Genomic DNA, 19,950 nt, shown 5'->3' on the forward strand with positions numbered 1-19,950 from the left:
AGTGTGGCTCAAGCCATGCGAGAGTAGGTCATCGCCAGGGTTTATACCCAAAACCCCGCTGCTCACGCAGCGGGGTTTTTCTTTGTGCGCAGGAAAGATCGTGGTTGCCGGCCAGCGGCCGGCACTACCAGTGAGGCGATACCGGTGATGGGGCCATGCAATGCACCCGGCGGTGGTTGTCGGTAGATCCACGCCATGCGTGGATATGCAGTTGCCGGCCAGCGGCCGGCACTACCGCCGGTGATGGGCCGCGCAATGCATCGGAGGTGGTTGTCGGTAGATCCACGCCATGCGTGGATGCGTGGTGTGGGCCTGCGTGCTGCGCGCGCCGTGGTTGCGGGCCAGCGGCCGGCAGTACCGATGGGACGTGCGCTTGCCGTGATCCATCACGCAGGACACATAAAAAAACGGCGCCCTGCGGGCGCCGTTTTCATCAGATCGCGTTACGCCCGGGGCTCAGGCAACGCGTGCGATCCCATGCACTTCCTGCTGGCGGAACACCGACACCGCTTCGATCAGCGTCCCCGCCTGTGACTGCATTTCGCGTGCCGCGGCGGTGGCTTCCTCCACCAGCGCTGCGTTCTGTTGCGTTGCCTGGTCCATCTGCACGACAGTCTGGTTGATCTGCTCGATGCCGATCGACTGCTCCTGCGACGCGGCCGAGATCTCGCGCATCAGGTGGCTGACGTTCTCCACGCCACCGACGATGCCCTGCATGCGCTGACCGGCGTCCGCCACCAGTTGAGCACCCTCACCCACCTGGCGACCGGCTTCGTCGATCAGCGTCTTGATCTCCTGCGCCGCAGCGGCCGATCGCTGCGCCAGCACACGCACTTCACTGGCGACCACGGCGAAACCGCGGCCCTGCTCGCCAGCACGCGCCGCCTCCACTGCGGCATTCAGCGCCAGGATGTTGGTCTGGAAGGCGATGCCGTCGATGACACCGGTGATGTCGCCGATCCGCTTCGACGCACCTTCAATGGCCTGCATGGTGTCGACTACCTGCCGCATCACGGCGTTGCCGTCGCCGGCGGCACTCTGCGTGGACGCGGCCAGCTCACTGGCCTGGCGTGCATGCGCAGCGTTCTGGCGTACGGTGGAGGTGAGCTCCTCCATCGACGCCGCGGTCTCCTGCAGGTGCGCTGCCTGGCGCTCGCTGCGTTCGGACAGCGCGCCATTGCCGGCAGCGATCTCACTGGCTGCGGTGCTGATCGAGGCGGCGCACTGCTGGATGTGGCCGACCATCCGCGACAGCTGGCCGGCGGTGGCGTTGGCGTCGCGCTGGATTGCGGCGAACGCACCGTGATGCTCACCGTGCATGCGTCGGTCGAGATCGCCGCTGGCCAACGCGGAAAGCATCTGCCGCACCTCATCCACGGTACTGCCCAGCGTGTCCAGCAACTGGTTGATGCCTCCGGTCAGGCCGTCGAGGAAGCTGGCGCCTTCGCGTGCCTGCAGGCGCTGGTCCAGGTCACCCGCAGCGGCAGCGGCGACAATGCCGGCCACGGCGTTCTCCAATGCCAGTTCGTGGGTGCGGTCATGCCACTCCACGGCGAAGCCCAGGCGCGTGCCCTGCGCATCGAATACCGGGGTGACCACCTGCGCGAAGTGCACGGGGCCGATCTGTACCTTGCCGTTGTGGGTGACCTGCAACCCATTGAGGATGGCGCGGATGCGGTCAGGGTTGGCGTGGAAGCGGTGGATGCTGCTGCCGACCAGGCGCTCCGCATCAAAATCGGGAAAGGCCTGGCGCAGCGTTGCCTGCTGATTGCGCAGCAGGGCGACCACCGAGCGGTTCACGTAGCGGATCATGTGGTCGTTGTCGGCAATCATCATTGCCGTGCGCGAAGCATCCAGGGCCTGGCGGATCTGTGCGTTCTCGGCATTCGCGGCGGCGTCGCGCACGCGCTGCGCCTGTACGTGGCGTGCGGTATCGGCCAGCGCATGGGCCAGCGAGCCCGGTGCATAGGCGCCGGTGTTTGCATGTGCACCCAGGTCGGCGCCCGTGGCGATGTCACGGGCCAGCGCAGCCAACCGACGCGGGCCGTGGCCCAGCGCTTCGGTCTGTTGACGCAAGCGCAAGGCGACCTGGCCGAGGAACAGGGTCAGGCCGGCGAACAGGCTGGCCTGCAGCAACGTCGGCCAGGCCGGCGCTGCTTCAAGCAGCGGCGCCAGCAGGGCAAGCGTGCCGACGCCACCGGCCAGCCACACCGGCCAGCGGTCACGATGGGCCAGCAGCATGCCCAGCAGCACGGCGATGGGCAGCGCGGGTGACACGTTGCCGGCCGCGCACACCAGAGCCAGTTGCAAAGCCAGCAGCAGTGCCAGGCCGTTGCGGGCGATGACGCGGCCGGCCAGCGGCCCAGCCAGCCACGCAGCCGGTAGCAGCGCGACGGCCGCCAACGAAGGGCCGACGACCTGTGGGCCGGTCACGGCCAGTGCCACGCCAACCACAGCCAATGCGGCGCTGGCGGCCAGCAGGCGGCGATCACCGCGGCGGGCGAGCTGCTGCAGGTGCGGCAGACGGGTGGTGTCGGGGGGACGGGGAGATGCAGCGGACATGGACGACTCCTGGATCAGCAAACGACAACGGCCACGTCGCCGCACACGCGGCAGCGCGTGTGCAGGGCGTGGACCGGAAATTCGGGGAATGCGGCGCGATCAGCGACGCGGGGACGGGACACCGCGGCCACATCCTGTGGGGGGCGGTGCAGCAGAGCGGGCATGCGGACTTCCTTGCAGAACCAGATACATGCCGCAGGCCCGACCGGACCCGCGTACCGCGGGCGCAGGAGCCCGCAACTGATGTATCGGCCGCAAACGCGCGGAGTGAAGCGCGCGCAGGCGCGAACTCAGCCGGCGTTGTCGTTGCCGAAGAAGCGCAGGATCACCTCGGCGACCTGCGCCGGTTCTTCCATGTGCAGGTGATGGTTGCCGGGAAACACCGCCAGCCGTCCATCGCGCAGGTGCTGCAGGCGATTGCTGCGCATCGGCTCGGGGTAGTAGGCCTGCGCGGGCGTGGCATAGATCACCTGCGTTGGGCAGGCGATGGCCTGCAGCAGGTTGTCGATCTGGCCTTCGCTGAGGCGGATCGCAGTGGGCAGCATCAGGCGTGGATCGCTGCACCAGCGATAGCCACCTTCGACCGGCTCCACGCCACGTTCAACCAACAGGCGTGCGCAGCCTTCGCTCAGCTGATTGGTCATCATCCGTGCGCGGATCGGTGCAGCAAGATCAGGGAACACGCGCAGCTGCTTGCGCGCCAGCCCACGCGTGGCATTCACATGCTCGCGCAGGCGGTGTGCGGTCTCTTCCTCGGGGCCACGCAGGCCGCCGAGCGCTTCAATCGCTACCAGCCGCTGTACGCGATCACTGACCGATGCGGTGAGGCTGGCGATGCCGGCACCCATCGAATGGCCGAGCAGGCTGAAGCGGTCCCAACCCAGCGCATCGGCCACATCGAGCACGTGGCAGATCGCCGCCGCAGTCGTATAGCTGGCGCCGGCCGGCAGGTGTGCGCTGTGGCCATGCCCAGGCAGATCGATCGCCACCAGCTGCAACGACGACAGGTGCGGGGCCAGCGGCACGAAGCTGGCGGCATTGTCGAGCCAGCCGTGCAGGGCCAGCACGCGCGGGCCGTCGCTGCGGTTGCGCAGGCCGGCGACACGCGCGCCACCGACGTCCAGTTCAAACGGCTGCAGGCTCATGCCAGCGAGGCCACGGCCAGCCGTGCCAGGGCGCGTGCGTGCTCCGGCTCGGCATTGAGGCAGGGGATGTAGCGCATCGTCGCGCCGCGCTCTGCCAGTGTTTCGGTGAAGCCCAGCGCTACCTCTTCCAGTGTTTCCAGGCAGTCGGTGGCGAAGCCCGGGCAGACCACGTCGATCTGCTTCACCCCGGATTCGGCCAATGCCCACAGGCTGGGCTCGGCGTACGGCTGCAGCCAGCGCTCACGGCCGAACCGCGACTGGTAGCCCATCTGCCACTCGCCCTTGCCCAGCCCGAGCGCAGTGGCGATGGCCTGGGCGCTGGCCTCGCAGCGCTGCGGATACGGATCGCCGGCATCGGCCAGGCGCTGCGGGATGCCGTGGAAGGAGAACATCAGCGTCTGGCCGCGGCCCTGTTGCTCCCAATAGCGCCGGATGGAGCCGGCCACGGCCTCGACCCAACCCGGATCAACCGAATAGTCGCGGACCAGGCTGACCGTCACATCGGGATTGCGGCGCTGCCAGGCATCGACACGGTCCTCGACCGAGGCGGTAGTGGTGGTGGAATACTGCGGGTACAGCGGCAACACCACGATGCGGCGCGCGCCCTCGGCCGCCAGACGGTCGAGCTCGCTGGCCAGCGCGGGTTCGCCGTAACGCATGGCGTGGCGCACCGTCAGGGTGGGCAGCAGGGCCTGCATGGCCTGCGCCAGCTGACGGGTATGCACCATCAGCGGAGACCCGTCGGGCAGCCACACCTGGGCGTACTTGGCCGCCGAACGGCTGCTGCGCAGCGGCAGGATCAGCCCGCGCAGCAGCGGCTGCCACAGCAACGCCGGGATCGAGACCACACGGGGGTCGGACAGGAATTCGGCCAGGTAACGACGTACGGCGGGGGCCGTCGGCGTCTCGGGCGTGCCTAGGTTGACCGCCAGCACGGCGGTATCGGGTGCGTCGAGCATGGTTGCCATTGTCGCCGATCCGGCGCGATACCGGGATGCAGGGTTCGGATGACACGCATAGCGCGCGCCTATGTGAGCAGGGAACGCTCATTGGAGATTCATGACAACACTACTAATTTCAGTCACTTGCTATATCTTCCTATGGACTGACTTCTGGAGCCTGCCATGCGTCGCCCGATCCAAGCCCTGCTGATCGCCGCCAGTCTGCTGTCCAGCCAGGCCATGGCCGGACCACAGGAAGACCAGCGCGCCCGTAATGCCGTGCGCGTGCTGGCGGAAATCCAGGGAATCCCTGAGCAGGGAATCCCCGACAAATTGCTCGACGAAGGCCGCGCGGTCATCGTCATTCCCGACACGATCAAGGCGGGCCTGGTCATTGGCGGTCGCCGAGGCCACGGCCTGATGTCGGTACGCATGGCCAATGGCGCCTGGTCCAACCCGGTGTTCGTCAAGCTCACCGGCGGCAGCATCGGTTTCCAGGCCGGCGTGCAGTCCTCGGACGTGGTGCTGGTGTTCCGCAATGACCGCAGCCTGGACAATCTGGTCAACGGCAAGTTCACCCTGGGCGCCGATGCCGGCGTCGCCGCTGGCCCGGTCGGCCGCAACGCCGCCGCGGCCACCGACGGCCAGCTGAAGGCCGAGATCTGGTCGTGGTCGCGTGCCCGTGGCCTGTTCGCCGGCGTTGCGCTGGACGGTGCGGTGCTGCAGATCGACGATGCTGCCAACCTCGACGCCTACGGCAGCAACACCACGCCGCGGATGATCTTCGAAGGCCGCGCCGCCGGTTCGCCGTCGATGGATGTGGTCGCTTTCCGCGATCGCCTAGAGGAGGCCACCTACGCGGCGCGCAACAACCGTGGCGGCAACGGCGGCAATGCACCGCGTCCGGCAGTGGCACCGGCGGTCGCCCCGGCGCCTGTTCAGGCAGCGCCGGCACCCGCCGCCGAAGCCACCACGGCACCGCTGCAGAACGTGCCGCAGAACCCGCCGCCGCAGCAGCAGGGCTTCCAGCCGGTCAATGACGGCGAAATCCGCACGGAAACGCTGGGCGGAAACTGACTTTCGTCACGCGCGCCGGCTAACAGCCGGTGCGCTATGCTCGACAGCCTGATCACTAACGTAACGAGCGTCTTTATGGGCAGTTTCAGCATCTGGCATTGGTTGGTCGTGCTGGCCATCGTCCTGCTGGTGTTCGGCACCAAGCGCCTGACCAGTGGCGCCAAGGACCTCGGCTCGGCGGTCAAGGAATTCAAGAAGGGCATGCGCGATGAGGACAAGCCGAACGCGCAGCTGGGCGATGAATCGCGCAGCCAGGACGCCTCGCGCACCGCGCAGGACGAGCACGACCGCAACCCACGCTGATCCGGAGCGGTCGCGGTGTTTGATATCGGCTTCAGCGAACTGCTGGTGATTGCCGTGGTCGCCCTGGTGGTGCTCGGTCCCGAGCGCCTGCCCAAGGCGGCCCGCTTTGCCGGCCTGTGGGTGCGTCGTGCCCGCAATCAGTGGGATTCGGTGAAACAGGAACTGGAACGCGAACTGCAGGCCGAGGAGATCAAGCGGCAGATGCAGGACGTGCGCCAGGGCATGCAGGACACCGAGAACCAGCTGCGCGCCAGCGGTGAGGCGATCCGTCGCGAAGCCCAGCAGGCGCAGCAGCAGGGCGATGACCTGGTGCAGGAAGCGCGCGCGCCGGCGCCCGCCGAGGTCCCGCCGCACCTGAGCGAGCCCGTTGCCGCAGACCAGGCAGCGGCACAGGAGGGCGCCCCGCCTGCAGCCAGTGCCGCCACGGCCACTGAAACCACTGCGACGCCGCCGGCGCAGAACACGGAGCGCCCCTCATGAGTGAGCAGGATTTCGGCGAAAGCTCGCTGGTTGAACATCTGGTGGAACTGCGTGGCCGCCTGGTGCGCGCACTGCTGGGCCTGGGCGTGGCGCTGCTGGCGCTGTTGCCATTCACCCAGAAGCTGTACAACGCGCTGGCCGAACCACTGGTCTCGCAGCTGCCCAATGGGCAGACGATGATTGCGACCAATCCGGCCGGTGCCTTCTTCGCGCCGTTGAAACTGACCTTCTTCGTGGCCCTGTTCGTGGCGGTGCCGTGGCTGCTGTACCAGCTGTGGGCGTTCGTCGCCCCGGGCCTGTACGCGCGCGAGAAGCGCCTGGCGGTACCGCTGCTGGTGTCGTCGGTGGTGCTGTTCTACACCGGCTGTGCGTTCGCCTACTTCCTGGTGCTGCCGGCGGTGTTCCACTTCCTCACCACCTTCAGCCCGGACGTGATTGCGATCACCCCGGATGCGAATGCCTACCTGGATTTCGTGCTGGCGATCTTCTTCGCCTTCGGCGGCAGTTTCGAACTGCCGGTGGCGATGGTGATCCTGGTGCTGCTGGGCTGGGTGACGCCGCAGCAGTTCAAGGAAGGCCGCGGTTACGCGATCGTCGGCATCTTCGTGCTGGCGGCGGTGCTGACCCCGCCGGATGTGGTGTCGCAGCTGATGCTGGCGATCCCGATGTGCCTGCTCTACGAGCTGGGCATCCACGCTGCACGCTGGCTGGTGCCGTCGTCGGTAGTGAAGAAGCCCGCCGCCTGATACACGAACGCCGGGCATTGCCCGGCGTTCTTCGTCTGGATGGACATTCATCCACGCATGGCGTGGATCTACCGATGTGCTGGTCAGGCGTGGAAGATGTCGCCGGAGGTCGGGGTGGTCGGGATCGGCGGTGCCGCGCGGCTGCCGCGATGGACGAACATCTGCTTCCAGGCGGCATACACCGCGCCGACATACAGCGGCATCAGCACCGTGGTCAGCACCAGCTGCGCGATGAACGCGGCGGCCAGCGGACCACCGATCAGCATCGCGATCTGGATCACGATCACGAACAGGATGTACATGCAGAACGCGGCGATCAGGCCGAGCACGGCGAACACGATCATCGCGCCGATGTTCTCGATGCAGCCCTGCAGGCTCAGGCGCAGCGCATGCATGCCGCTCTGCTTGTCGAACACCACCAGCGCCGGCTGGGTGAACATCGCCAGCGACAGCGCGACCGCACTCAGGAACACCAGCAGCATCCACAGCGCGATGCGCTTGGCCGGCAGGTTGGCGACCAGCGCGGCGGCATCGTCCGGCTTGATCTGCTGGCCGCTGCGGCTGATTTCTTCCATCTTGGTCATGACCTCGCTGAAGGCGGTGAAGCCCTCGCGGCCGATCATCATGAACAGCAGCGCGCCCAGCAGCAGCACCGCCAGCACCTGAATCGCCAGTGGAACCAGCAGGTGGCTGACGCGGTGGTCGCGGATCGGCTGCAGCAGGTGCGAGGCCAGGCCCGGCCGGCCTTCGTCGATCTCGCCCACGGCATACAGCATGCCGCCAAACATGATCGGCGAAATGGCCAGGGTCATCAGCTGCACGGCCATGCCGGCGGCGCCGGGAATCAGCGTCGACAACAGGGTCACCACCCAGCTCACCAGCAGCCAGGTCAGGCCGATCCGGGCCAGCTGCAGCGGCGCACGCCGGTACAGGGAGAACGTATCCAGCAACCACTGGGCGCCCGCCGAAGCCGGCAGCTTGCGAATCTCTTTCATGGACATCCGGGAGGGACAGGAGGGGCCGGGCGCGTGCCCGTGGCGCCGATTATCCCTGTTTTGCTGCCGGCTGGGCTGAAGACAGCCGCGCCTGGCGGACGAAGCGGCGCAACAGCTGGCGGGCCAGCGGTGCGGCGCTGACCGCACGCTCGATGCTGCGGGCGCAACCGCCGTGGCGGCCGATGCAGTCGGCGCGGGCGCGCACGTAGCCACGCATGTGGTGGGTGGCGAATTCCGGATGGAACTGCACGCCCCATGCCTGGCGCCCCCAGCGGAAGGCGTGGCAGCCGTCCAGCGGCGAGCGCGCCAGCACTTCGGCCCCGTCCGGCGCGCGCAGCACGGTCTGCAGGTGGGTGGCGTGGGCGGCGAAATGCTGTGGCAACCCCTGGAACAGCGGGTCCTGCGCGGCCTGCGGCTGCAGTTCCAGCTCGATCGTGCCCGACTCGCGGCCGGCCGGGTTGTAGGCCACCTCGCCGCCCAGCGCGTGCGCCAGCAGCTGGTGGCCGTAGCAGATGCCGAACACCGGCAGGTCGTCGTGGGCGGTCTGGCGCAGCCACGCCGCGCTGCGCTCGCTCCACTCGGCATGGTCGGTGACGAACGCGGCCGAGCCGGTCACCAGCACGCCGGCGAAGCCGTGCGGATCGGGCAGGGCGCCACCGTGCTCGACATCGACCACCACCGTCTCGTGTTCTTCCAGGCCGGCGGCGACGCGGATCCAGTGCGGGAAGCGCCCGTAGCGGCGCAGGGACGGCACCGGGCGGCCGGTTTCAAGGATCAGGAACGGAGCTGGGTTCATCCGGGGGCGGCAGCACTGACAGGACTTCCTCGATTGTAGTCAGCCCCTGCGCCACCTTTTCAAGACCGGCCTGGCGCAGGGTTCGCAGCCCTTCAGCCCGCGCGGCGCGGGTGAAGCCGGCCAGGTCCATGTCGGCGCGGATCTGCCCGCGCAGCCGCGAGCCCAATGGCAGCAGCTCATACAGGCCGATGCGGCCGAGGAATCCGGTGCGCCGGCACTCCAGGCAACCGACCGGCCGACAGGGCGTGGCGGCATCTGGATATGCAGCATGGCTATCAGCCAGCACCGCCCAGTCGGCGGCGCCCAGGCTGTGCGGCTGCTTGCAGTGCGGGCACAGGGTGCGCACCAGGCGTTGGGCGAGAATGCCGTTGAGGGTGCTGGCCAGCAGGTAATGCGGTACGCCCAGGTCGAGCAGGCGGGTGACCGCCGACGGCGCATCGTTGGTGTGCAGGGTGGACAGCACCAGGTGGCCGGTCAGCGAGGCCTGCACTGCCATCTGCGCGGTTTCCAGGTCGCGGATCTCGCCGATCATGATGATGTCCGGGTCCTGCCGCAGCAGGGTGCGCACGCCGCTGGCGAAGTCCAGGTCGATGTTGGTCTGCACCTGCATCTGGTTGAACTCGGGCGCGATCATCTCGATCGGGTCTTCCACCGTGCACACGTTCACGTCCGGCGTGGCCAGCCGTTTCAGCGTGGAATACAGGGTGGTGGTCTTGCCCGAACCGGTCGGGCCGGTGACCAGCACGATGCCGTGCGGGCGTTCGACCAGTGCATTCCAGCCGGCGGCCTCCTGCGGGCTGAAACCGAGCTGGTCGATGCTCTTGAACGCGGCATCCGGGTCGAAGATGCGCATCACGCACTTCTCGCCGAACGCGGTGGGCATGGTCGACAGGCGCATCTCGACTTCGCGGCCGCCCGGCGAGCGGGTCTTGATGCGGCCATCCTGCGGGCGCCGGCGCTCGGCCAGATCCATGCGGCCGAGCACTTTGATGCGGCTGACCACGGCGGTCATCACTGCCGGTGGCACTTCGAACACCTTGTGCAGCACGCCGTCGATGCGGAAGCGCATGCGTCCCATCTCGCGGCGCGGCTCCAGGTGGATGTCCGAGGCGCGCTGTTCGTAGGCGTACTGCAGCAGCCAGTCGACGATGTGCACGATGTGCTGGTCGTCGGCGTTGACGTCGCCGGTACGGCCCAGCTCGACCAGCTGTTCGAAGCTGGGCAGGGTGGTGCTGGCCTCACCACGCACGTCGCCGCGCGCGCCACGCACCGAGCGGGTCACCCCGTAGAACTCCATGGTGTAGCGGTGCAGGTCCAGCGGGTTGACCACCGCCAGATCGATGCGGCGACGGGTCAGGTGCTGCAGGTCGCGACGCCATTCCTGCACCAGCGGCTCGCTGGTGGCCACCAGCACGCGCTCGGCATCCACCGCCAGCGGCAGGAAGCGGTGGCGACGGGCATAGGCATGCGACACCAGGGCCGTGACTGCGGCGACGTCGACCCGGGTCGGGTCGATGCGCAGGTAGCGGCTGCCGGTGCGCTGCGCCAGCCATTCGGTGAGCCGTTCCAGGGTCAGTTCGCCACCGCCGGTGGCCGCCAGCTTGAGGTTGGACAACAGCACCAACGGATGGACTTCACTGGCGTTGCGCGCGCCCTGTGCGGAGAACCGCATGCGTTCGCGGTCCTGCTCGGCCACCAGGCCATCGGCGATCAGCGCCGCGGCAATCTGCTCGAAATGCAGGCGCCCCCAGGGCAGCGGGACGCCGCCGGCCTCGCCGGGCGTGCCTGCCGGCAGCCGATGTTCCATCTGCCTGCTCCTCCCGGGTACGGAATGCCCCGCAGGTCGGCCGTTATACTAGCGCACCCCCTTGCCGGCCAAGAATCGTCCGCATGTCCGCGACCCCGACCGTTCCGATCACCTTCCAGGGCCTGATCCAGACCCTGAACCAGTTCTGGGCCCAGCAGGGCTGCGTGCTCATCCAGCCGCTCGACCTGGAGGTGGGCGCCGGTACCTTCCACCCGGCCACCTTCCTGCGTGCGATCGGTCCGGAAGGCTGGAACGCGGCCTACGTGCAGCCGTCGCGCCGCCCGACCGACGGCCGCTACGGCGAGAACCCGAACCGCCTGCAGCGCTACTACCAGTACCAGGTGGCGATGAAGCCGGCACCGGACAACATCCAGCAGCTGTACCTGGATTCGCTGAAGGCGCTGGGCATCGATCCGCTGGTGCACGACCTGCGCTTCGTCGAGGACAACTGGGAATCGCCGACGCTGGGTGCCTGGGGCCTGGGCTGGGAAGTCTGGCTCAACGGCATGGAAGTGACCCAGTTCACCTATTTCCAGCAGGCCGGTGGCCTGGAATGCCGCCCGGTGCTGGGCGAGATCACCTACGGTCTCGAGCGCCTGTGCATGTACCTGCAGAACTGCGACAACGTCTACGACCTGGTGTGGACCTATGGCCCGGACGGCCAGCCGGTGACCTACGGCGATGTCTACCACCAGAACGAGGTGGAGCAGAGCACCTACAACTTCGAATACGCCGACGTGGACGAACTGTTCCACCGCTTCGATGCCTGCGAGCGCGAAGCGCAGAAGCTGGTGGAAGTGAACCTGCCGCTGCCGGCCTACGAACAGGTGATGAAGGCCAGCCACACCTTCAACCTGCTCGATGCGCGCCGCGCGATCAGCGTGACCGAGCGCCAGCGCTACATCCTGCGCGTGCGCGCGCTGGCCCAGGCGGTGGCCAAGGCGTACTACGAGCAGCGCGAGAAGCTGGGCTTCCCGGGCGCGAAGAAGGCCTGACGGCCGCTCTCCCTCTCTCAACTCCGGGGCGCCGGACGCGTTGCGCGCTGCGCCCCCATTACAGGATCGAACCGATGAGCCAACTGTCCCCCCTGCTGATCGAACTGGGCACCGAGGAGTTGCCGGTCAAGGCACTGCCGGGCCTCGCCCAGGCGTTCTTCGATGGCGTTGTCGACGGCCTGCGCAAGCGCGGCGTCGCACTGGACCTGGGCGACGCCCGCCCGTTGTCGACCCCGCGCCGCCTGGCCGTGCTGCTGCCGGGCGTCGGCCTGGAACAGCCGGAACAGCACAGCGAAGTGCTGGGCCCGTACCTGAACATCGCGCTGGACGCCGAAGGCCAGCCGACCAAGGCCCTGCAGGGCTTCGCCGCCAAGGCCGGGATCGACTGGACCGCGCTGGAGAAGACCACCGACAACAAGGGTGAGCGCTTCGTGCACCGCGCGGTGACCCCGGGCGCGAGCACCGCCAGCCTGCTGCCGGAGATCCTGCGCGAGGCGATCGCGGCGATGCCGATTCCCAAGCCGATGCGCTGGGGCGACCACGCCTGGGGCTTTGCGCGCCCGGCGCACTGGCTGGTGCTGCTGCACGGCGCCAACGTGGTGGAGGCCGAACTGTTCGGCCTGCAGGCCGGCCGCGTCAGCCGTGGCCATCGCTTCCACCACGACCAGGCGGTGTCGCTGGCGCAGCCGCAGGACTACGTTGAAGCGCTGCGCGCCGCGTTCGTGCTGGTCGACCCGAGCGAGCGCCGCGCGCGCATCGTCGTCGAGGTCGAGGCCGCTGCGGCCAAGGCCGGCGGCAGCGCCCGCATCACCGAGGACAACCTGGAGCAGGTGGTGAACCTGGTCGAGTGGCCGTCGGCGGTGCTGTGCAGCTTCGAGCCCGCGTTCCTGGCGGTGCCGCAGGAAGCGCTGATCGAGACGATGGAGATCAACCAGAAGTTCTTCCCGGTGCTGGATGCTGCAGGCACCCTGACCGAGAAGTTCATCGGCATTGCCAACATCGAATCGAAGGACGTGGCCGAAGTGGCCAAGGGCTACGAGCGCGTGATCCGCCCGCGTTTCGCCGATGCCAAGTTCTTCTTCGACGAAGACCTGAAACAGGGCCTGGCGTCGATGGGCGAGGGCCTGAAGACGGTGACCTACCAGGCCAAGCTGGGAAGCGTGGCCGACAAGGTCGCGCGCGTGGCCGCCCTGGCCGAAGTGATCGCGCCGCAGGTTGGCGCCGACGCTGCGCAGGCCAGGCGTGCGGCGGAACTGGCCAAGAACGACCTGCAATCGCGCATGGTCAATGAATTCCCGGAACTGCAGGGCATCGCTGGCCGCCACTACGCCGTGGCCGGGGGCGAGCCGGAAGAGGTGGCGCTGGCCATCGACGAGGCCTACCAGCCGCGCTTCGGTGGCGATGACATCGCGCTGTCGCCGCTGGGCAAGGTGCTGGCGATTGCTGAACGCGTCGACACCCTGGCCGGTGGTTTTGCCGCAGGCCTGAAGCCGACCGGCAACAAGGACCCGTTCGCCCTGCGCCGCAACGCGCTGGGCCTGGCCCGCACGATCATCGAGAGCGGCTTCGAGCTGGACCTGCGCGCGCTGCTGGCCAGCGCCAACGCCGGCCTGGCCGCGCGCAACGTACAGGCGGATGTTGGCGAGCTGTACGACTTCATCCTCGATCGCCTGAAGGGCTACTACGCCGACAAGGGCGTGCCGGCCACGCACTTCAACGCGGTGGCCGAGCTGAAGCCGGCCTCGCTGTATGACTTCGACCGCCGTCTGGACGCAATCGGCACGTTTGCCGCACTGCCGGAAGCCGAGGCGCTGGCTGCGGCCAACAAGCGCATCCGCAACATCCTGCGCAAGGCTGAAGGCGACATCCCGGGCCAGATCGACCCGGCGCTGCTGCAGGAAGACGCCGAACGCGCGCTGGCTGAAGCCGTCACCGCGGCCATCGACGACACCGGCGCCAGCCTGCAGCACAAGGACTACGTGGCCGTGCTGGCCCGCCTGGCCCGGCTGCGCCCGCAGGTCGACGCCTTCTTCGATGGCGTGATGGTCAATGCCGAGGACCCGGCACTGCGTGGCAACCGCCTGGCGCTGCTGACGATGCTGGGCGAGCGCCTGGGCAAGGTGGCGGCGATCGAGCATCTGTCGAGCTGATCGGTGGCCCATCCACGCATGGCGTGGATCTACCGACATTGCCCCGGCGCACCGAATCGCCGGTGGATGTCCATCGGGGTCATTGCCGGCATCGCGGACGATGCCGGCTTCCTCGCCTGCGATTGCGACGATCGCCACAAAGGCGCGTATTTTGACCGCCACTTAACAACCGATCCCGAATGACGTGATGCATTTCGCATCGTCACCTCCGGTCGGTATGCTGTGCTGCATGCAGCCAAAGAAATACGCCCTGCCGCTGATGGTCCTGTCGCTGGCCGCCACCACCGTGGCCCACGCGCGCGGCACCATCGACAAGGTGGATATCAAGGGATTGGACAAGGGCGACGACGCCGCAATCATCGAGAACATCCAGGAATCGCTGTCGCTGTACGACACGATCGGCAAGGAGCAGGGCGAGTCGCGCCTGGAATACCTGTTGTCGCAGGCCGAGCGGCAGACCCGCCAGGCACTGGAACCGTTCGGGTACTACAACCCGGTGATCAAGGTCGAAGCACCGCGTGAGGACGAGCACGTGCGGGTGCTGATCCATGTCGACAAGGGCGCCCCGGTGACCGTGCGCCGCGAGCACATCGACATCACCGGCCCGGCGATCTACGACCAGTACCTGCAGGACGACCTGGCCGCGTTCAAGCCGCGCAAGGGCCAGCGCTTCGAGCACACCCAGTACGAAGCCAGCAAGATCACCATCACCCGCCGCCTGGCCGAGCGTGGCTACTTCGACGCCGACTACACCCAGCGCCAGGTGCAGATCACCCGTGCCGACAACGCCGCCGACATCGACCTGACCTGGGACAGTGGCCGCCGCTACAACATGGGACCGGTACGTTTCCACCAGGACTACTTCGTCGACAAGCTGTTCGATCCGCTGGTGTACTGGGACCAGGGCAGCTACTACCACGAAGGCAAGCTGGACCGGCTGCGGCAATCGCTGACCAAGCTGGACTACTTCAGCGTGATCGACATCCAGCCGCGGCCGGACCAGGCCGATGAGCACGGCGACGTGCCGGTGGACGTCAACCTGACCCGTGCCAAGCGCACCATCTACACCGCGGGCCTGAGCTACGGCAGCGAGAGCGGCCCGGGTGTGCGCGGCGGCATCGAGCGGCGGTTCCTGAACAACCGCGGCCACAAGATGAACACGCAGCTGGACTATGCGCAGAAGCGCAAGAGCCTGGTGACCAGCTACCGTATCCCGGCGTTCAACTGGCTCGACGGCTGGTACACCTTCGCCGCCAGCGCGTATGACGAGCAGACCGATTACATCGACCTGCGCAACTTCAAGCTGATCGCCAGCCGCAGCGGTGAGATCAACGAGCACTGGACCGCGATCGCCTCGGTCAACGCACTGCGCGAGCGCTGGCGCTATGCCTCCGGCACCGAATTCACCGATGCGGTCTACAACACCTCGACGCTGGTGTACCCGCAGATGGTGGCCGACTACGTCAACGTCGACGACACGATGTTCCCGCGCAAGGGCATCAGCGGCACCGCGACGGTACGGACCGGCATCGAGGGCGTCGGTTCGGATACCAGCTTCGTGCAGGCCAACGCCGTGCTGCGCTGGTACATCCCGGTGGGCGAAAGCAACCGCCTGATCCTGCGCGGCGAAGGTGGCACCACCTGGACCAGCGACCTGGTGGCGATGCCGCCGAGCCTGCGCTACTTCGCCGGTGGTGACCGCAGCATCCGTGGTTACGCCTACCGCGAAGTCGGCCCGCGCACGCCAGCGCCGGACAAGTACGCACTGGGCGCCAAGAACCTGGTGATCGGCTCGGCCGAGTACGAGCACTATTTCAATGGCGGCCCGTGGGGCGCGGCGGTGTTCGTTGATACCGGCAGTGCCTTTGACAACACCATCGACCTGCATACCGGCGTCGGCTTCGGCGTGCGCTGGAAATCGCCGGTCGGCCCGGTGCGCGTCGATATCGCGCACGGCCTGAACAACCCGGATTCGCAGTTCCAGCTGTACCTGAACATCGGAGCGGACCTGTGAGCACGCCTGCACCCACTCCAACCCCGAACACGCCGCCGCGCGTGCGCTTCTACCGCCGCCGCCGCTTCTGGGCGTGGTCCGGGGTGGGCGTGATCGGGCTGGTGCTGCTGGCCCTGCTGGCGGTGTACTGGCTGCTGCAGACCGTGGCCGGCCGTGACGTGCTGCTGGCGCAGGTGGTGGCACGCCTGCCGGTGGGCGCCAGCTTCACCTGGGACAAGGTGGACGGCCCGGTGGCCGGTCCGCTGACCCTGTACAACGTCGACTTCCGTTACGACGACATCCATTTCCACGCCGAGCGCGCACACCTGGAGCCGGACCTGCGCCCGTTGCTCGGCCGCAAGCTGCTGCTGGACAAGCTGGAACTGACCAACGCGACGCTGAACCTGGCCAAGAGTGACGAGCCGTTCAAGCTGCCGTCGTGGCCGGATTCGTTGCCGCAGATCGAGATGCCGCTGGCGATCCAGGCCGATGCCATCGCCATCGACGGCTTCCGCATCAGCCAGGCCAACGAGCCGGTGATCGACATCAGCCGCGTGCGCGGTGGCATCGAGATCGCCAACGGCGAGTTCCAGGCGCACAAGCTGGTCGTGGACAGCGACATGGGCAATTTCACCGCCCAGGGCCGCTACATCCCGGCCAAGGACTACGACACCGACGTGACGGTCACGGCGGTGCTGCCGGCCCCGCGTGGGCGCACTGCGGCGACGGTGGGGCTGGTGGCACGCGGCGACCTCGCGCACATGGAGGTGGCGCTGGCCGGGCGTGCACCGAAGCCGCTGCATGCGATGCTGGTGTTCGATGGGCGCACCGATCCGACCTGGAACGCCAGCGTGCGCAGCGACGAACTGGATCTGGCACTGCTGTCGCCGGCGCTGGCGAGCTCGGCGATCGCACCGTTGGCACTGGACTTCACTGCCAGCGGCAAGGGCGGCAACGCCAACCTGCAGGGCAAGGTGAAGCAGGGCGACCAGGAACTGGAACTGGCACCTTCGGTGGTGTCACTGCAAGACCAGGTACTGAAGGTTTCGCCGCTGCTGGTGAAGGGCCTCGGCGGCGAAGCACGGCTGGAAGGCACCGCCGATTTCAGCCAGGAAGACCAGCAGAAACTCAATTTCTCGGTGGTCGCACACGATCTGACCTACGTGCCGGCCGCGGACCCGAACACCGCCGGCAGCGCGCCGGTACCGGTGACGCTGAAGGAAGCGCGCTTCGGCCTGGCCGGCACGCTGAAGGCCTGGGCGGCGATTGGCCGTGCCGAGGTCGAGCGCGAAAAGCAGAAAGCGCAGCTGCGCTTCGACGTGCGTGGCAACGACCAGGCCGCGTCGATCCACCAGCTGCAGGCGCAGACCCCGGGTGGCCAGCTGCAGGTGGAAGGCCAGGTGGCGTGGGCGCCACAGCTGGACTGGGACGCCAAGGCCACGCTGAAGGACTTCGATCCCGGCTATTTCGTGCCGGGCTGGAATGGCCGCTTGTCCGGCAATCTGGCGTCCAAGGGCCGCCAGCTGCCGCCGCCGGGCAACGCCGCACCGGGCACGGCCGGCACGCTGGAAGCCACGGTGGACCTGCCGTCGCTGAAGGGCATCCTGCGCCAGCGCAACCTCGACGCGCAGGGCAAGTTCGCGCTGCAGGGCGATCAAGGCCAGGGCGACCTGAAGCTGTCGCTGGGCAGCAGCCGGGTCACCGCCTCGGGCAAGGTCGGCGATCGCCTCGACATCGATGCACGCTTCGAACCGCTGCAGCTGAGCGATCTGCTGCCGGGTGCCGACGGTGGCCTGCGTGGCCAGGTACAGGTGAAGGGCCCGCGCGATGCGCCGGACATCACCGCCGACCTGGTCGGCAACAACCTCAACTGGGATGGCTACGGCGCCGAGAGCGTAAGCATCAAGGGCCATCTGCCGTGGCGTGGTGACAGCGGCACGCTGGCGGTGCAGGGCCAGCAGGTCAATGCCGGCATGCTGCTGGAACGGCTGAACATCGACGCGCAGGGCAGTGTGTCCAACCTGCGCCTGGCCGCGCAGACGCGCAACGAGATGGGCGCGATCGAGCTGCAGGGCAGCGTGCGCCAGCAGGGCGCGCAATGGCGTGGCGAGCTGGCATCGCTGCGCATCGCACCGGTGAAGGGCGATGCCTGGTCGCTGCGTGCACCGGCCGCGTTTGCGATCAATGGCAGCACCTACACCCTGTCCGAAGCCTGCCTGGCCGCCGCCAGCAGTGGCGCGCTGTGTGCACAGGCGAACTGGCCGCGCGAGGGCCTGGTGGTGCGCAGTGATGCGCTGCCGCTGGCGCTGGTGCAGCCGTGGCTGCCGCCGCAGTCCGGCCGCCGCATCTACCTGCGTGGCGACGTCAGCCTGGACGCGCAGATCCGCCCGCGCGGCAACGCCTGGGAAGGGCACGTGGAAGTGCGCTCGAAGGAAGGCGGCGTGCGCCTGGGTGAGAACCGCACCATGGTGGGGGACGCTACCCGGGGTGAGCTGGTGCGCTACGACCAGTTCTCGCTGAAGCTGGACATGACCCCGGCCAGCATCAAGGGCTACCTGGGCATGGGCTTCCAAGGCAACGGCTTCGTCGATGCCAAGATGCAGACCGGCTGGGAAGCCAGCGCGCCGTTGAACGGCGAGCTCTACCTCAACATGTCGCGGCTGTACTGGCTGGAGCTGTTCTCGCCGGACATCGTGCGCCCGACCGGCCTGATCGAAGGGCACGTCAGTCTGCGCGGCACGCGTGGCCAGCCGTCGCTGGGTGGTGATGCGCAGCTGAGCAACTTCAAGGGTGAATTCCCGGCACTGGGCCTGACCTTCGACCAGGGCAAGGGCAGCTTCGTGGCCCAGCCCGATGGCTCGGCCAGGATCACCGCCCAGGCCAATTCCGGCCAGGGCACGCTGTACGTGGATGGCGGGCTGTCGTGGTTCGGTGATGCACAGCCGCTGCAGCTGAAGATCCACGGCGACAACGTGCTGCTGTCCAACACCAGCGAACTGCGCATCGTCGCCAATCCCAACCTTGATTTCACCCTGGCCAAGGCGGCGATGGAGCTGCGTGGCACCGTGCACGTTCCCGAGGCCGATATCGACCTCGAACGCCTGGACCGTGGTACCTCGGTGTCTGAAGACGTGGTGGTGCTCGATCCGGTCGATCCGGAAGAATCGCGCACCTCGCCATTGGACATGGACCTGACGGTCAGCCTCGGCGACAAGGTGAAGATGACCGGCTTCGGCCTGAAGGGCGCACTGACCGGCAAGATGCAGGTCTGGGCCAAGCCCGGCCGCGAGATGACCGCCAATGGCGGCCTGGAAGTGAGCGGGCGCTACAAGGCCTATGGCCAGGACCTGACCATCACCCGCGGCAACCTGACCTGGAACTACAACGCGGTGTCCGACCCGCGCATCAACATCCGCGCCGAGCGCCGGGTCGGTGATGTCACCGCCGGCATCGACGTGACCGGGCGCGCGCAGCAGCCGCGTGCGGACGTATGGTCTGATCCGGCGATGTCGCAGTCCGAGGCGCTGGCTTACCTGGTGCTGGGCCGCAGCCTGACCGGCGCCAGCAGCGACCAGACCCAGCAGGTCAACGCGGCCTCGGCGGCACTGTCGGCCGGCAGCGGCCTGCTGGCCTCGCAGCTGGGCGCCAAGCTGGGCCTGGACGACGCCGGCGTAAGCCAGTCGCGCGCGCTGGGTGGCTCGGTGATCGGCGTCGGCAAGTACATCTCGCCCAAGCTGTATGTCGGCTACGGGGTCTCGCTGGTGGGAGCCGGTTCGGTGATCACGCTGAAGTACCTGTTGCGCCGCGGCTTCGACGTGGAAGTGGAATCGAGCACGGTGGAAAACCGTGGTTCGATCAACTGGCGGCGGGAAAAATAACGATCCGGTAGTGCCGGCCGCTGGCCGGCAGCTGCACCGTATCTCCCGAGTTGCGTGGGTTGCCGGCCAGCGGCCGGCACTA

The 19,950-nt window shown here is 67.8% G+C and carries 14 protein-coding genes; 8 read left to right on the forward strand and 6 right to left on the reverse strand.

Annotated features, from left to right (window positions below):
• Positions 1–456 precede the first annotated feature (456 nt).
• The 3 genes from ACMZPQ_RS19220 to hemH all read right to left on the reverse strand — a co-directional run bounded on the left by ACMZPQ_RS19220 (position 457) and on the right by hemH (position 4,666).
• Entirely contained in the window at positions 457–2,562 is a 2,106-nt protein-coding gene (locus tag ACMZPQ_RS19220; RefSeq protein ID WP_197582951.1) for a methyl-accepting chemotaxis protein, read from the reverse strand.
• 290 nt (positions 2,563–2,852) lie between these two features.
• Positions 2,853–3,707, reverse strand: a complete 855-nt coding sequence (locus tag ACMZPQ_RS19225; RefSeq protein ID WP_197582952.1) for an alpha/beta fold hydrolase — start codon at positions 3,705–3,707, stop codon at positions 2,853–2,855.
• Positions 3,704–4,666, reverse strand: a complete 963-nt coding sequence (gene hemH, locus ACMZPQ_RS19230) for a ferrochelatase (protein WP_197582960.1) — start codon at positions 4,664–4,666, stop codon at positions 3,704–3,706. The genes ACMZPQ_RS19225 and hemH overlap by 4 nt, the downstream gene beginning before the upstream one ends.
• Positions 4,667–4,831: 165 nt before the next feature.
• Between hemH and ACMZPQ_RS19235 the strand changes: the two genes are divergently transcribed.
• From ACMZPQ_RS19235 to tatC, 4 genes are all read left to right on the forward strand, one after another.
• On the forward strand, positions 4,832–5,725 hold the full coding sequence (locus ACMZPQ_RS19235) for a lipid-binding SYLF domain-containing protein (protein ID WP_197582953.1): 894 nt from the start codon (positions 4,832–4,834) through the stop codon (positions 5,723–5,725).
• A gap of 75 nt (positions 5,726–5,800) precedes the next feature.
• Positions 5,801–6,028 carry a Sec-independent protein translocase subunit TatA gene (gene tatA, locus ACMZPQ_RS19240; RefSeq protein WP_135275593.1) on the forward strand — a complete coding sequence of 76 codons (228 nt, stop codon included), beginning with the start codon at positions 5,801–5,803 and terminating at the stop codon, positions 6,026–6,028.
• Between the two features lie 15 nt (positions 6,029–6,043).
• Entirely contained in the window at positions 6,044–6,508 is a 465-nt protein-coding gene (tatB, locus tag ACMZPQ_RS19245) for a Sec-independent protein translocase protein TatB (protein WP_197582954.1), read from the forward strand.
• Positions 6,505–7,254 (forward strand): twin-arginine translocase subunit TatC, encoded by a 750-nt coding sequence (gene tatC / locus ACMZPQ_RS19250; protein WP_197582955.1) that lies wholly within the window; start codon positions 6,505–6,507, stop codon positions 7,252–7,254. Before tatB ends, tatC begins: the two co-directional genes overlap by 4 nt.
• Before the next feature lie 83 nt (positions 7,255–7,337).
• Here tatC and ACMZPQ_RS19255 read toward each other — a convergent pair whose 3' ends face one another.
• From ACMZPQ_RS19255 to ACMZPQ_RS19265, 3 genes are read right to left on the reverse strand one after another with little or no spacing between them, the layout of a single operon-like run.
• Positions 7,338–8,249: a BPSS1780 family membrane protein gene (locus ACMZPQ_RS19255; RefSeq protein WP_197582956.1), complete on the reverse strand. Its 912-nt coding sequence runs from the start codon at positions 8,247–8,249 to the stop codon at positions 7,338–7,340.
• Positions 8,250–8,298: 49 nt separating this feature from the next.
• Complete coding sequence (locus tag ACMZPQ_RS19260) at positions 8,299–9,045, reverse strand: glutamine amidotransferase (protein WP_053510505.1); 747 nt, start codon at positions 9,043–9,045, stop codon at positions 8,299–8,301.
• Complete coding sequence (locus ACMZPQ_RS19265; RefSeq protein WP_197582957.1) at positions 9,017–10,852, reverse strand: ATPase, T2SS/T4P/T4SS family; 1,836 nt, start codon at positions 10,850–10,852, stop codon at positions 9,017–9,019. Before ACMZPQ_RS19265 ends, ACMZPQ_RS19260 begins: the two co-directional genes overlap by 29 nt.
• Before the next feature lie 83 nt (positions 10,853–10,935).
• Here ACMZPQ_RS19265 and glyQ point away from each other — a divergent pair, with 83 nt between their 5' ends.
• From glyQ to ACMZPQ_RS19285, 4 genes are all read left to right on the forward strand, one after another.
• Positions 10,936–11,847, forward strand: a complete 912-nt coding sequence (glyQ, locus tag ACMZPQ_RS19270; protein WP_053451179.1) for a glycine--tRNA ligase subunit alpha — start codon at positions 10,936–10,938, stop codon at positions 11,845–11,847.
• 74 nt (positions 11,848–11,921) lie between these two features.
• On the forward strand, positions 11,922–13,997 hold the full coding sequence (gene glyS, locus ACMZPQ_RS19275; protein WP_197582958.1) for a glycine--tRNA ligase subunit beta: 2,076 nt from the start codon (positions 11,922–11,924) through the stop codon (positions 13,995–13,997).
• A 217-nt stretch (positions 13,998–14,214) separates the two neighbouring features.
• Positions 14,215–16,011 (forward strand): BamA/TamA family outer membrane protein, encoded by a 1,797-nt coding sequence (locus ACMZPQ_RS19280; protein ID WP_197582961.1) that lies wholly within the window; start codon positions 14,215–14,217, stop codon positions 16,009–16,011.
• Positions 16,008–19,868, forward strand: a complete 3,861-nt coding sequence (locus ACMZPQ_RS19285; protein ID WP_197582959.1) for a translocation/assembly module TamB domain-containing protein — start codon at positions 16,008–16,010, stop codon at positions 19,866–19,868. Before ACMZPQ_RS19280 ends, ACMZPQ_RS19285 begins: the two co-directional genes overlap by 4 nt.
• The last annotated feature ends 82 nt before the right edge of the window (positions 19,869–19,950 follow it).

The sequence above is a fragment of the Stenotrophomonas maltophilia genome (assembly GCF_047497515.2).
In the GTDB taxonomy this organism is placed as follows: domain Bacteria; phylum Pseudomonadota; class Gammaproteobacteria; order Xanthomonadales; family Xanthomonadaceae; genus Stenotrophomonas.

Coding starts and splice junctions, on each gene's coding strand:
- tatA (WP_135275593.1), top strand. CDS start 5,801: ATGGGCAGTTTCAGCATCTGGCATTGGTTGGTCGTGCTGGCCATCGTC.
- ACMZPQ_RS19235 (WP_197582953.1), top strand. CDS start 4,832: ATGCGTCGCCCGATCCAAGCCCTGCTGATCGCCGCCAGTCTGCTGTCC.
- ACMZPQ_RS19265 (WP_197582957.1), bottom strand. CDS start 10,852: ATGGAACATCGGCTGCCGGCAGGCACGCCCGGCGAGGCCGGCGGCGTC.
- ACMZPQ_RS19280 (WP_197582961.1), top strand. CDS start 14,215: ATGCTGTGCTGCATGCAGCCAAAGAAATACGCCCTGCCGCTGATGGTC.
- glyS (WP_197582958.1), top strand. CDS start 11,922: ATGAGCCAACTGTCCCCCCTGCTGATCGAACTGGGCACCGAGGAGTTG.
- ACMZPQ_RS19225 (WP_197582952.1), bottom strand. CDS start 3,707: ATGAGCCTGCAGCCGTTTGAACTGGACGTCGGTGGCGCGCGTGTCGCC.
- ACMZPQ_RS19220 (WP_197582951.1), bottom strand. CDS start 2,562: ATGTCCGCTGCATCTCCCCGTCCCCCCGACACCACCCGTCTGCCGCAC.
- tatC (WP_197582955.1), top strand. CDS start 6,505: ATGAGTGAGCAGGATTTCGGCGAAAGCTCGCTGGTTGAACATCTGGTG.
- hemH (WP_197582960.1), bottom strand. CDS start 4,666: ATGCTCGACGCACCCGATACCGCCGTGCTGGCGGTCAACCTAGGCACG.
- glyQ (WP_053451179.1), top strand. CDS start 10,936: ATGTCCGCGACCCCGACCGTTCCGATCACCTTCCAGGGCCTGATCCAG.
- ACMZPQ_RS19260 (WP_053510505.1), bottom strand. CDS start 9,045: ATGAACCCAGCTCCGTTCCTGATCCTTGAAACCGGCCGCCCGGTGCCG.
- ACMZPQ_RS19255 (WP_197582956.1), bottom strand. CDS start 8,249: ATGAAAGAGATTCGCAAGCTGCCGGCTTCGGCGGGCGCCCAGTGGTTG.